Source organism: Microcoleus sp. PH2017_08_TRC_O_A (assembly GCF_020738665.1).
Taxonomy (GTDB): Bacteria; Cyanobacteriota; Cyanobacteriia; order Cyanobacteriales; family Microcoleaceae; genus Microcoleus.
Genome location: NZ_JAEQCE010000013.1, coordinates 44,696 through 57,357, shown reverse-complemented (window position 1 = coordinate 57,357; position 12,662 = coordinate 44,696). Strand labels below are relative to the sequence as shown.

The following is a 12,662-nucleotide window of genomic DNA, read 5'->3' as shown; positions in this document are numbered from 1 at the left end:
GTTAACCGAGAATGGTGCAAAATATCAGAAATGCCAATTGTTAATTTTTAATCTATTTATTCTTCCTCCTCTTCTTCATTACCGGGATACACGAAGCTGTTGGAACGCCCAGTCAGAACTGATTTGCCGAGAGACAGAGCTTTCTGAGCTGCCACTACAGCTTTGCGCTTCCATGTGGCTTTACGCATATTCTTCTTGGATTTGGAGGTTTTCTTCTTAGGGACTGCCATGACGCTAAATACTTTCTGGTTGTATAGACAAACAAACATTCTAGCCGATTTTGCCTCGCTGGCTCGACAAACCACAACAAGCAATATCCAGTAGTAGGGTGCGTCAGCGACTAGCTTGTCGAACAACACATAAAATCCGCCAACTGACGCACCCTACATTTCTCTGTGACAAGTAGTAGGGTGCGTCAGCGATTAGCTTCTCCAACAACACGCCAAATCCCCCAACTGACGCACCCACTCCAGCTTAGGAACGAAAATTTAATAACTTAGACTCTTAAAAGTGGGATGGGCGTCCCGCCCGTCTATAAGGGACGGGCGGGACGCCCATCCCACAATCATTAAAATTGTAAGTTATTTAATTCTCATTCCTTAAAGCTCGTGAAAATAGTACATCACGACGCCACTAACTGGGTCGTTCTCGATGCTGACATAACCGGTTTTGAGCATTGCCGTGAAAGCCTCTTCCACTTCGGCAAAAGTAGCGCCGGTTGCCATCACCCCTTGAGTGACAGATAATCTGGCGTTTTTGGTATAAGCTGCCTTGAGGAGTTTAATCCCTAACTGTTCCGGGGTTGGCTTCTGGTATGTCGAGGCGATCGCCCCACTGGTGGAAGATAGCGGTATACCTTGGGGAGATACCCCGAGTTTGCCCCTGATAGTGGCATTGTGCTCGTCCACCATCTGCGGCAGAAGTAGCAAGTCAAACAATTGCCCGAACCCAAATAACCCAAAGGTACACAGCCACAGCAAACCCGTGCCAATCTTGCCGTTGTAGAGGCGGTGGAGTCCGAATGGGCCGAAAAAACAAGCTGCCCATAAAAGGTAACTAACACCTAAATTGCTCATTTTATGCCCGTCCTGCCTGGTTATTTAACTATTGCGCTCCCTCAATATATATTTTGTGGTTGGCGATCGGGTGTTTCAAAAGCTTGACACGGGAATTTATTTATGCTGTATCCTATAAATTGACAACAGGCAGAATTTTGTTCCCGAATCCCTTCTGTTTCAAAGCCCATAAGTAATTGTGCGTAGCAATTCTTAACGCCAGCAACATCTTTCCGGGTCGAGAGCTTGGTAAACTGGAGGGCGTGGAAATTTCAGCAGCTTTGACCTGAATTCCACAGAGAGCGCCAAAGTGCGCCGCACAGCGCTGGTCGGAGATACAAGGGCGATCGCCCGCAGTACCCGAAACCTCAAACAAGCGAGCAATTATAAGCAAAAAATCCAATAAACATATGGTAGATTCGCTCAAAAAACCCGCTTTTGCCCAGCAGCAAGAAGCGAAAACCCCAGCCAAAGAAACTATTCTCACACCGAGATTTTACACAACAGACTTTGACGAGATGGCCAAAATGGACATCTCGGTAAACGAAGCCGAACTCGAAGCAATTATCAAAGAGTTCCGCGTTGACTACAACAAAACCCACTTCGTGCGGGATGCCGAGTTCGATCAATCCTGGGAACACATCGACGGCGAAAAGCGGAAGTTGTTTATTGAATTCCTCGAACGCTCTTGCACCGCTGAGTTTTCCGGCTTCTTGCTCTACAAAGAATTGGCACGCAAACTCAAGGACAAAAATCCGGTACTCGCCGAAGGTTTCTTGCTCATGTCCCGCGATGAAGCGCGGCACGCCGGATTCCTGAATAAAGCGCTGTCGGACTTTGGTTTGTCCCTAGATTTGGGTTTCTTGACAAAGAGCCGCAGTTACACATTCTTCAAGCCGAAGTTTATTTTCTACGCCACTTACTTATCCGAAAAAATCGGTTATTGGCGCTACATCACGATTTATCAGCACTTGAAAGCCCATCCTGAAGATCAGATTTATCCGATTTTCCGATTCTTTGAAAATTGGTGTCAGGATGAAAACCGCCACGGAGATTTCTTCGATGCGGTGATGAGAGCTCAGCCTCAGATGTTGAATGATTGGCGCGCTAAGCTGTGGTGCCGTTTCTTCTTGCTGTCGGTATTTGCGACAATGTATCTCAATGATATCCAGCGCGGTGGTTTTTATCGATCGCTCGGACTCGATGCTCGCGAATACGACATTGAAGTGATCAAAAAAACCAACGAAACAGCAGGCCGCGTTTTCCCCGTCATGCTCGACGTAAACAATCCAGAATTTTATGAACGGTTGGATGTTTGCCTCAAAAACAATCAGCAATTAACCGCGATTGTTGAGTCTAAAACTCCGAAAGTTTTGCAATTGTTCCAAAAATTGCCTCTGTATTTGTCCAACGGTTGGCAGTTGGTGAAACTGTACTTCATGAAGACAATCGAGTCGCCTTCTGTTGAGGGTGCAGTCCGTTAAGTTTTGATTTCCGATCCTCTGTTACGGCGGTTCTGCGATGGCAGAGCCGCTTTTTTTTGGTATAATGTTAGTCTCATTTTGATGCGCGTCGCTCTGAGGATATTATGGTTGTACAAACAGAAAAACGCTACTGCACTCCCGAAGAATATCTGCAATTAGAAGAAGCTGCGGAGTTTAAAAGTGAATACCGTGATGGAGAAATAGTGCCAATGACAGGTGGAACAACGAATCACAATGAAATCGCAGGTAATTTTTATGCCCGCTTTAAATTGACTTTGGGAAGGCCGAACTATCGCGTGTATATGGGTGACGTGCGTTTGTGGATATCGCAATATCGCCTTTACACTTATCCCGATGTCATGGTGATTTCTGGAGAGCCTGCTTATGAGGGCAGCGGTACGACTACGGTAACTAATCCGGTGCTGGTTGTTGAGGTTTTGTCAAATTCAACCAAAAATTACGATCGAGGCGATAAATTTCAGTATTATCGATCGATCCCCAGTCTTCGAGAATATATTACGATCGACCAATATAAATGTTATATCGAACAATTTGCTAAAAATTCAGAAAATAAATGGGTATTAACAGAATATACAACGGCTGATGAAGTTATGACATTAAGTGCGATCGAATTTCAAATTCAATTGAGCGAACTTTACCAAGGAGTTAATTTTGAGATGAAGGGTGATTCAACAGTTGACAGTTGACAGTTGACAGTTGACAGTTTGAGAGCCACCTCTACCTAGAAGGAAGAGGATTGGAGTAATGAATAGTCTGATTTTAATTTCTCCCTCAAGGGGTTCCGGCTTTCAACCAATTCTTTCTGGTAATATGCGATCGGGAAGACGCAACTCTTTTGTAGACTACAAAGCAGATGCACACAACTGGATAACTTTGATGACAGTTATAAATTGTAGGGTGCGTCGCTCACTGGCAGCCTGGTTGAGGGCGAGAATTATTCGTGGCGACGCACTCTACGTCGTTATTAATCCCGGTTATAAATTGTAGGGTGCGTCGCTCACTGGCATCCTGGTTGAGGGCGAGAATTATTAGTGGCGACGCACCCTACGTCTCTGGTTTTTCGTACTAAATTGATGCTGATTTTTCATCAACTTTATCAAAATTCAGGGTTTTAAAACCCCGCTGTCAACTGTCAACTGTCAACTGTCAACTGTTTACCGCCATTCACCCTGAAGCGTAAACGCAGCCCAATAATAGGGAGACTGCCACTGTTTCTGCTGCAACATTTCCAATTGCGCCGCCCTTAAAGCTGCTGCTGGCGTTAACCCTTTTTTCAGCATTCCCTGATAGAAACTCGACATTAACTTCGAGGTTCCTTCATCATCCACACTCCACAAACTCACCACCACTCGCTTCGCCCCAGCATACATAAATCCTCTCGTCAATCCCACCATGCCTTCGCCTTGAATGTTCTGCCCCAATCCGGTTTGACAGGCACTTAAAACTACTAATTCTGCTGCTAATTTGAGATTGAAAATATCCGTAAGCCGCAGGAATCCGTTTAAGGGTTTGCCATTTTCGTCTACTAAGGACATGAGGATTCCTGATAATTCCGGGTTAGTGCTATTCGCGAAACCGTGGGTGGCAAAATGAATGATTTTATATTGGCTTAAATTCGGGCTGGTGGCTGTGGCGCGACTGGCTGCAAAATCCAAAGATTCGGTGCGAGAATTGGCAGGAACTAAGGCTTGAATGATTTGAGCTTCTTGGCGAGTGAATTTTAAACGGTCAAACTGTACGTTATTGTTGCCTCGGGAGCGACTCAAACCGGGATTTGCTGATTCTACCGCTTGCTCAGTGGTGGCAGAAGAAGAATTTTTAATTCGTTCGTCGTTACCGCTAAAAACTGGATCGGCGAGAATTGCTAAAGTCCGAGTAGGGGGTTGTCTGTCGCTATAGTTTTGTCTTAAGATTCCCAAGGTGGAAGCGGAAGGCAACAGCACCATTTCATGGTTTACTATTAAAGGCGGATTCCCATTTTCACCGGATTTTCCGGGGAGCGAAAGGGCGGCAAAGGGAAGATAATTCAAAACACCATCGCCAACAATCAGCAGGCGTTTTTGACCGAGTTGGGCAGCAACGGGCTGTAAAATAATTTGACTGAGGGCGTTGTTAGCTTCAGCGACTCGATTGGGGATGTCTCGGTAGCGCGGATCAGTGACAGCAGCACGAAAGTTTTTGGCAGTTGTCTCGATTTCGGCAGCTTTTGGTAATTCATAACTGGTAATGCTGGTTTTCGTCACAGCCCAGAGATAGCTGCGGTCTTTTCCTAAAGAATACTGGAGTAAAATTGTATTCTCGTCGAGGATTTGTTGTTGAATCTGTGAAAGAGTTAGGGGTTGCGGTTGGGTGAGGGCGGCGTACCGGGGGCTGGTGGTGCGGATTTGGGTTTGAATGTCCTGATATTGTGTGATTAAAGTTTGCCGCTGTTGTTCTAATTCTGCTTCTTGGGCGGGAGTGTGGTTGGGGCGATTTAGAACTTCGATTCGTCGTTTTTCAAGGGCATCGAGTTGCTGTTGTAAACTGCGTTCTCGCTGCAATAATTCTGGGGCGACACCTTGACGAATATCGGCGTTTGCTTCTTGCAAAAGTTCGAGGAGGCTGCGGGCGCGGGAACGTTCGCTGGCTTCAAAGGCTTTGGTATTGTAACCAGATTTGGGTTGGGTTTTGTGCAGTTGCATTAACAGGTCAATGTAGAACTGGTAATAGTTTTGTACGGTGGCAAAGTATGAGGTGCGGAGTTCTGGGCTAGCAACTTTGGTGCGAAGGCTTTCGATGATTTTGAGGGAGGTTTCAATGTCAGTGAGGGCTTCAGTGAGATTGCTTTGATCGCGTTTGGCATAAGCAATGTTGTAAAGGGTGACAGCTTCCCCACTGCGATCGCCCACTGCCCGTCTCAGCGGAAGGGACTGGCTCAAATACTCTAGGGCTTTCTGCTTCTCTCCCAAATCTGAGTAGACACCGCCGATGTTGTTGAGGGTGGTAGCTTCCCCACCGCGATCGCCTACTGCCCGACTCAGGGGAAGGGCCTGAATGTAATACTCTAGCGCTTTCTTTTTTTCTCCCAAATCATCGTAGACTAAGCCAATGTTGTTGAGGGTCGTAGCTTCTAGAGAGCGATCGCCTACGGCCCGACTCAGCGGAAGGGACTGGCTTAAATATTCTAGTGCTTTCTGTTTTTCTCCCAATTCTGAGTAGACACCGCCGATGTTGTTGAGGGTGGTAGCTTCCCCTTGAGCGTCGCCCACAGCCCGTCTCAGCGGAAGAGATTGGCTGTAATACTCTAGCGCTTTCTGCTTCTGACCCAAATCTGAGTAGACTAAGCCAATGTTGTTGAGGGTGGTAGCTTCAATAGTGCGATCGCCCACGGCCCGACTCAGGGGAAGGGACTGGCTGAAATATTCTAGTGCTTTCTGTTTTTCTCCCAATTCTGAGTAGACTAAGCCAATGTTGTTGAGGGTGCGGGCTTCCTCTAAGCGATTGCCTACTGCCCGACTCAGGGGAAGGGCCTGAATGTAATACTCTAGCGCTTTCTTTTTTTCTCCCAAATCTGAGTAGACTAAGCCGATGTTGGTGAGGGTAATAGCTTCTAGAGAGGGATCGCCTACGGCCCGACTCAGTGGAAGAGACTGGCTGTAATACTCTAGCGCTTTCTGTTTCTCTCCCAAATCTGAGTAGACTTTGCCGATGTTGTTGAGGGTGACAGCTTCTCCACCGCGATCGCCCGCTTCTCGATACAGTTTTAATGCTTCTTCAAACTTGGCGATCGCACCTTTTAAAGATTCCGCCGTCCCTTGCTGGTACAGTTGGAGCCCTTCTTTCAAGGATTTTTCAGCCGCAGCAGCAGTGTTTCCCCCTCCCTGCTGCGATACCCCTTGACTAATTTGCATCGCACTGGGTGCCGCCACCGCTGGAACTCCTAGGAGGATACTTGCACCTACAGCTATCCCCCAAACCCACAGCCTGAGATTCATAAACACCCGCCTTAAACAAGACCTTGTTAACCGGTATCATAGTCGATCGCACATTGTCATATGCGTTTTTCCTGCCTGGGTGCCAATTACATAGGCAGCATATTGTGAAACAATAGTCGCTACCGCCGATCGCCCCACGTGACAAGCATTATTGCCTGCATCGGGTTTGTAGCAGCGAATGTTAAAAGTCATAATAGTAATTTTTACGCTCTTTTCAACTGATTATTTTAAAATTAGCGATCGCCCCCAAATCTAGCATCTACTATTTTCGGTTATTTTATGCAACTCAACAAAAAACAATTCAACAGATCCACTCTTGTTTTTGGTCTAGGAATGCTCGGTGTGTTCCTATTTTCTTGGATTCTGCGCTTTTGGGAACTGGAGCGATTTAACGCTTTCGTATTTGACGAGGTTTATTACGCGAAGTTTGCCAACGATTATCTCACTAAAACACCTTTTTTCAACGCTCACCCGCCGCTGAGTCAGTACATAATTGCGATCGGGATTGCGATCGGCACTCACCTCCCCTTCGGCAAAACAGCCGTCAACGGTCTAGCCGGCTCAACGCTTTCCCCTTGGGATTACCGCTGGCTAAATGCTCTCACAGGCTCCTTTATTCCCCTAGTTGTCGGAGCTCTGGCTTATCAGCTAGTGCGACGCCACACCTTTGCTTTTCTGGCTGCTTTCTTTATCGCCTGCGACGGTTTATTTTTAGTTGAATCTCGCTACGCGCTCAACAACATTTATCTAGTTTTGTTCGGAATCTTAGGACAACTATTTATTTTAAAATCCGTAGAATCAGAAGGCAAAAAGCGGTGGCTTTGGCTGGTGCTAGCAGGAATAGGTTTCGGTGCTTCTGCTGCTATCAAATGGAATGGGCTGTGGTTTCTATTCGGTACGTATCTAATTTTAATCTGCGCTTGGGTAGTGCGTTTAATCCAAGGAAACCGAGGAGATGAAGAACAGAGTGCCGAGGTAAATCCTGCTCTCCTGCCGCCCGAAAGTCCCGTACAAAGACTGACTCAACTCAAATTCTTAGAAGTAATTTTGAGTCTAGCTGTGATTCCTGTTTTAGTTTACAGCATCTCCTGGATTCCTCACCTGCATCTCAATCCAACTCCCAACTTTTGGCAGATGCAAACGGAAATTTTGACTTATCACCAGCGGATTAAAAGCGGGCCTGACGTGCATCCTTACTGTTCGGCGTGGTACAGTTGGCCTTTGATGCTGCGCCCGATAGTCTACTTCTACAAAAGTATTAGCAGCAACGCACAATCCGATCCAGTTTTGCCGCCTTTACCCAGCGGTGTAAACCCGGTAATTCTTGATGTTCACGCGATGGGAAATCCTTTGCTTTGGTGGCTGTCAACTTTAGCTTTACTGCTAGTAATAGGAGTTTTGGTTCACCGGGTTTTAGTGTGGAGGGAAACGCGCCGGGTGGCTTCGGTTGAGGCGATCGAACAGCAGCGGCCGATTTTGTTTCCGCCGACTACTGAAATGTGGATGGCGCTGTATTTAATAGTTAATTGGGTGGCTAATTTGCTGCCTTGGGTGAAGGTGACTCGCTGCGTATTTTTGTACCATTATATGGGCTGTTCTGTGTTTGCAGCTTTAGGACTTGCTTGGTGGACTGACAGGTGGCTGCACAGCCCACAAACCCGCCTCCGAGGGATGGGGGTAACAATTATTTTTCTGGTTTTGGGTGCTTTTATTTTCTGGATGCCTCTCTATTTGGGATTGCCTTTGTCACAAATAGAATGGAAAATTAGGATGTGGCTTCCGTCTTGGGTTTAGATTAGAATATATCTCTCCATAAAAGCCTGTATAGGGCAGGCATCTTGCCTGCCCCACAAGAGTTTTTATAGATTTTCATAAAGACGAAATCTTATGTCTAAAAACTCTCCAAAAACCTCAGAGGAAATGGAAGCGATCGCCCGATCGCCCAATCTTGTCGAAATCAACAAATAAATCCGCGACTTGATTATAGATTATGCCATTGGATCTGCTATTTTGGGACTCAACCCGCTGCCGGGAAGTATGACGGTGACGCTACTGGTGGCGAGCGTGTTGCTATTAAAAATGATGCGGGATATTGGGGCAAAATGGGGCTATCCAAAAGGTCAAGATGCGCTGGCGATCGGAGGCAATCTGTTCGGGGGTTTGGGTTCTTTTTGGGTAGCGTTTATGGCTTGGATATCGATGTATGGTTTGGGTTTGTTTGTGCCGTTTGTGGGCGGTTTTGCGGTGGCTTCGTCGCTGTTTGCACTGACTTGGAGGGTGGGAAAGGCGACTCACCTTTATTATGCTAGCGGCCGCCAAATGAATGCAGCGGAACTCAAGGAAGTTTTCGATAGTTCTCAACCGGAAGGGGCGGCTTTGTTTGAGGCGAATATTGGGGCGATCGCCTTTCCAGCTCAAGTAACAGAAAATCCGATTAAATCTCTCACTGATGACTTGATAAATGGTAATATAAGTCAAGAGGAGTTTCAGGAAAAAATTAAAGACTTTATTCATTAATACCTGTCACCAAAATAAAACCATGAAATTCTCCCTAGATGTAGAAAACAACCCCGCAGGTTGGCCGGATCACACTCAGCTACCAGAATCCGACGGCACTTTTGTGAAAAACTTTCAAGAACATCCCCAAAGCATTCTGTTAACTGATTCTATTACTCCGATCCTCCAAAGCATTCATCCAGATGCTGATTACTGTATCGGTCAAGATAGCGGGATTTATTGGCGATTGACTGAGCCACTAGAGCGTGGTGCGGAAGCACCGGATTGGTTTTACGTGCCAAATGTCCCGCCAACATTTGACGGTCAAGTGCGTCGTTCTTATGTGATGTGGCAAGAGTTTTTAGCACCATTAATTGTGTTAGAATTTGTGTCGGGAAATGGTGCAGAAGAACGAGATAGAACGCCTTTGTTGCGAACTGGTCAACAGGAAACTAAACCTGGCAAATTCTGGATTTACGAAAATGTCATCCGTCCGGAATTTTACGGGATTTATGAGGTGACTAAGGCGAGTGTCGAAGTTTACCATTTAGTAGGCCGTAGCTATCATTTACTTCCGGCAAACGATCGCGGTCATTATCCAATTCCACCGTTAGGAGTGGAATTGGGAATTTGGCAGGGAAGGTATCAAAATGTTGAGTTACCTTGGCTGCGCTGGTGGGATAGTGAAGGGAATTTGCTGTTAACGGGCTTTGAAAGAGTTGAACAAGAACGGCAAAGGGCTGAACAAGAACGGCAAAGGGCTGAACAAGAACGGCAAAGGGCTGAACAAGAACGGCAAAGGGCCGATCGCGCTCAAGAAGAATTAGAGCAATTGCGCGCTCAATTGCGATCGGCTGGAATTGAACCTCAATTATGAGGGAAACCTTTGTTGACAGTGGGAAAGTAGCAATTAAGGACGAGGTGAGAAACTGGGTTTTTTATTAAAATCATTAGATTGCAGCCAGCAGATTAGGTAAAAAACCCGTTTTTTGATATAGCCTTTCGAGCGAAAGATGAGGTATGACTATAAATGAATTTTTTCATGCGACTTCGGTTACTATATTATACACATAAGAGGGCTAAAGCCCAACAACGTACCTGACTTTTTTGAGAACCGCTATATTGATATTTAGAGTTAGTGTATGACCAAGTATATTCCAGCAAAAATTACCTGCCTACGCTACAAAAGAAAGTAAGGTTTTCAGTAAGTCCTACGGTACAATTCATCCCGGTTTTTCAACCATCTACAGCAATATTGCCACTCAAACGCTGGACATTGCCAAAAAGCTGAATCCGTCGGTTCCTTGCTATCTATCGGGCCACAGTTTGGGTGCTGCGATCGCGACTTTGGCTGCGATCGACATTGCGGTGAATGTTCCTCGGTTGAAAAAGCAGGTGCAGTTGTATACTTATGGCAGTCCGAGGGTGGGCGATCCGGTGTTTGCGAGGGAGCACAATCGAGTTGTACCGAACAGCTATCGAGTGGTAAATTTGGCGGATGCTATTACGCTGGTGCCTTTTACGGTGTTCTTTAAGACTGAATATGTGCACGTGGGTGAGGAGTGGGCTTTTTTGGCGCCTAATGGGGATGTGATGCCGAATCATGTGGTGGATAGTTACAGAAGTGCGATCGACAAACAAGTCGAAACCAACAAACCCCGAACCTCCCCAAATTCCGGGTTAAAATAAACAGAATAATCCGGGCGAATAGAATTCGCGCCTATACAAACAATGTCCGCCTCCACGGACTCAATAAAAGAGATAAATGCCAATTTAAAGAAATAGTATAAAATAGACCTCTTGCAAAAATAGTTAGGACGATGCTCAAAGCCATCCCACAACAATCTTTTTTCTTGTGGGATGGGCTTCTAGCCCGTCCCAAAATTTGGTTAAAAGGATTTTTGCAAGAGGTTTAATGTAATTTTTAATGAATTTGATACGATCTCAAACACCAAATCAGCTTTTATTGATACTCTTATCTTCAGTCCACCTCCGCGGACATTGTTTGTGTAGCCCCGAATTCTATTCGGCGGGCTTTATTTGTGAAACATCGCAATTAATTCGGCGGGCTTTATTGGTGAAACAATACGTTTTATGTTTGAAACACTGCGCGATAAACTGGTTCCCCGCGTTTGAGAGTAGCAATTTCTCTTTCAGTGGCTACAGGCATGGGATTTTCTGCTAACCATTCACCGTTATTTGTGCGTTTAAAGCTAGGATGAGATGAAAAGCGATCGCACATTTCGACTTCTACTTCCTCAATATCCGATTGAATAAACACTTCGCCGCCAACAGCCAGATAAGTCGCCAACTCGCCGACTAATTCCTGCTGTACCACCCGCCGCTTGTGGTGCTTTTTCTTGAACCACGGATCGGGAAATTGAATGCTAACTCGCTGCAAAGTACCAGCGGGAAGTGTTTCTAAAATAGGCTTGAGAGAACTATTCGCATTACAAAACAAATAGTGCAGATTTGTCAAGCCTTTTTCGTCCCGCCAAAGATTTGCCTCGTCTACCAGAGGTTCCCGAATTTCTAATCCGAGAAAATTCCAATCAGCTTGTGCTTGCGCCATATGCCACAAAAACCTGCCTCTGGCGCAGCCGATATCTAAATGCAGTGGCAAATTTAAGTCGCTATATATTTTCGTCCAATCTGGGGGACTGGCGGATGTTTGATATCTCATCGATAGGGGATTTACGTGTTCCCGAACTCTAACTCTTGCCAATTTTGCTGTCTCCTGAATGTAATTTTTAACCGCTGATGCGGGCAGATTAACGTTGATTAACGCAGATATTTTTAGAAATGAAAAATCGCTGTCTTAGGATTTTTCATTTCTAATTATTGTATCAAGCTTCTGGTTCAATGCCTGCTGCTCTTAATTGTGCGGCTAGTCGATCGGCTCGCTGTCTTTCCCTTTCCACCATCTCTGCACCCCACAATAACATCTGTCCGCTTTCATCCCACCAGCGCAACCAATATCCGGTTCTTTCAGCCTTTGTTCCCTGCCAAACGCCTAGAAATAACCCAACTCCTTCTATCCAATAATGATTGTTTGCATCCGGCTGCTGTGCTTCATATCTTCCTGATGAATTCAACCGATACACTTCTAGCAATCCTGCCGCAGGCTCAAAAATACCATAGATTGGTACTCGCAGCATTTGCTCGTAAAAAAACCATTTTCCCGGGGGAAAAGTTGGTTTACTTGAATATTCGTCGTACTGATTAGCTGATAAAAACTCCAGCGCGATATCCGGGATTTCTCCTTCTAAGTTTGGGGTGTAACTGCGGCGAATTTCGGGGGCAGCAAGCGGTTGTACGTTGCGGGCATAAAACCAATCTGGCGCTTTGGTAACTAGCTTGTCGTTTAATGTCGCGCACACACACATATTCGGCGCAACTAAGATTCCCTCTAACAATAGTCCGGCAATTTCTAGGATTTCGCGCAGGGCGGCGGCGAGTAATGGTTGGTCGATATTTTCCACTGGTTCCTCGTCTAAGATGAAATCGTCTGGCAATTTTTCCCAGGTAATTTTTATGTCGGCTGTACTTACTGTCATAATATTTTACCTCTTAGCAAAAAATAGATTCAGCCTCCCCGCCATCAAAACTGTGCTGTTCCAGGTAAACTGTCA

The 12,662-nt window shown here is 45.8% G+C and carries 14 protein-coding genes; 7 read left to right on the top strand and 7 right to left on the bottom strand.

Annotated features, from left to right (window positions below):
• Window positions 1-56 precede the first annotated feature (56 nt).
• The 3 genes from rpmF to JGK22_RS05490 all read right to left on the bottom strand — a co-directional run bounded on the left by rpmF (window position 57) and on the right by JGK22_RS05490 (window position 1,458).
• Window positions 57-230, bottom strand: coding sequence for a 50S ribosomal protein L32 (rpmF, locus tag JGK22_RS05500; protein ID WP_006632406.1), 174 nt, complete (start codon window positions 228-230; stop codon window positions 57-59).
• Window positions 231-599: 369 nt separating this feature from the next.
• Window positions 600-1,076 carry a TM2 domain-containing protein gene (locus JGK22_RS05495; protein ID WP_293174814.1) on the bottom strand — a complete coding sequence of 159 codons (477 nt, stop codon included), beginning with the start codon at window positions 1,074-1,076 and terminating at the stop codon, window positions 600-602.
• Between the two features lie 112 nt (window positions 1,077-1,188).
• A complete protein-coding gene (locus tag JGK22_RS05490) occupies window positions 1,189-1,458 on the bottom strand; it encodes a hypothetical protein (RefSeq protein WP_293174817.1) in 270 nt (89 codons plus the stop codon).
• 7 nt (window positions 1,459-1,465) lie between these two features.
• Between JGK22_RS05490 and acsF the strand changes: the two genes are divergently transcribed.
• The 3 genes from acsF to JGK22_RS05475 all read left to right on the top strand — a co-directional run bounded on the left by acsF (window position 1,466) and on the right by JGK22_RS05475 (window position 3,547).
• Window positions 1,466-2,539 carry a magnesium-protoporphyrin IX monomethyl ester (oxidative) cyclase gene (gene acsF / locus JGK22_RS05485; protein WP_293189653.1) on the top strand — a complete coding sequence of 358 codons (1,074 nt, stop codon included), beginning with the start codon at window positions 1,466-1,468 and terminating at the stop codon, window positions 2,537-2,539.
• A 104-nt stretch (window positions 2,540-2,643) separates the two neighbouring features.
• The gene (locus tag JGK22_RS05480; RefSeq protein WP_293202805.1) at window positions 2,644-3,246 is read left to right on the top strand and encodes a Uma2 family endonuclease; all 603 of its coding nucleotides are present in this window, start codon (window positions 2,644-2,646) and stop codon (window positions 3,244-3,246) included.
• A 58-nt stretch (window positions 3,247-3,304) separates the two neighbouring features.
• A complete protein-coding gene (locus JGK22_RS05475; RefSeq protein ID WP_293174826.1) occupies window positions 3,305-3,547 on the top strand; it encodes a hypothetical protein in 243 nt (80 codons plus the stop codon).
• A 167-nt stretch (window positions 3,548-3,714) separates the two neighbouring features.
• Here the strand turns inward: JGK22_RS05475 and JGK22_RS05470 are convergent, their stop codons facing one another.
• A complete protein-coding gene (locus JGK22_RS05470; protein WP_293312485.1) occupies window positions 3,715-6,534 on the bottom strand; it encodes a tetratricopeptide repeat protein in 2,820 nt (939 codons plus the stop codon).
• A gap of 36 nt (window positions 6,535-6,570) precedes the next feature.
• Entirely contained in the window at window positions 6,571-6,726 is a 156-nt protein-coding gene (locus JGK22_RS05465; RefSeq protein WP_293195730.1) for a hypothetical protein, read from the bottom strand.
• A gap of 87 nt (window positions 6,727-6,813) precedes the next feature.
• Between JGK22_RS05465 and JGK22_RS05460 the strand changes: the two genes are divergently transcribed.
• The 4 genes from JGK22_RS05460 to JGK22_RS05445 all read left to right on the top strand — a co-directional run bounded on the left by JGK22_RS05460 (window position 6,814) and on the right by JGK22_RS05445 (window position 10,719).
• Entirely contained in the window at window positions 6,814-8,328 is a 1,515-nt protein-coding gene (locus tag JGK22_RS05460) for a phospholipid carrier-dependent glycosyltransferase (protein ID WP_293216327.1), read from the top strand.
• A gap of 183 nt (window positions 8,329-8,511) precedes the next feature.
• Window positions 8,512-9,051 (top strand): hypothetical protein, encoded by a 540-nt coding sequence (locus tag JGK22_RS05455; protein WP_293195734.1) that lies wholly within the window; start codon window positions 8,512-8,514, stop codon window positions 9,049-9,051.
• A 22-nt stretch (window positions 9,052-9,073) separates the two neighbouring features.
• Complete coding sequence (locus tag JGK22_RS05450) at window positions 9,074-9,907, top strand: Uma2 family endonuclease (protein WP_293195737.1); 834 nt, start codon at window positions 9,074-9,076, stop codon at window positions 9,905-9,907.
• 275 nt (window positions 9,908-10,182) lie between these two features.
• Entirely contained in the window at window positions 10,183-10,719 is a 537-nt protein-coding gene (locus tag JGK22_RS05445; protein ID WP_293175002.1) for a lipase family protein, read from the top strand.
• A gap of 403 nt (window positions 10,720-11,122) precedes the next feature.
• Here JGK22_RS05445 and trmB read toward each other — a convergent pair whose 3' ends face one another.
• On the bottom strand, window positions 11,123-11,755 hold the full coding sequence (gene trmB, locus JGK22_RS05440; RefSeq protein WP_293174844.1) for a tRNA (guanosine(46)-N7)-methyltransferase TrmB: 633 nt from the start codon (window positions 11,753-11,755) through the stop codon (window positions 11,123-11,125).
• A gap of 121 nt (window positions 11,756-11,876) precedes the next feature.
• Window positions 11,877-12,587 (bottom strand): Uma2 family endonuclease, encoded by a 711-nt coding sequence (locus tag JGK22_RS05435; protein WP_293174847.1) that lies wholly within the window; start codon window positions 12,585-12,587, stop codon window positions 11,877-11,879.
• Window positions 12,588-12,662 lie beyond the last annotated feature (75 nt).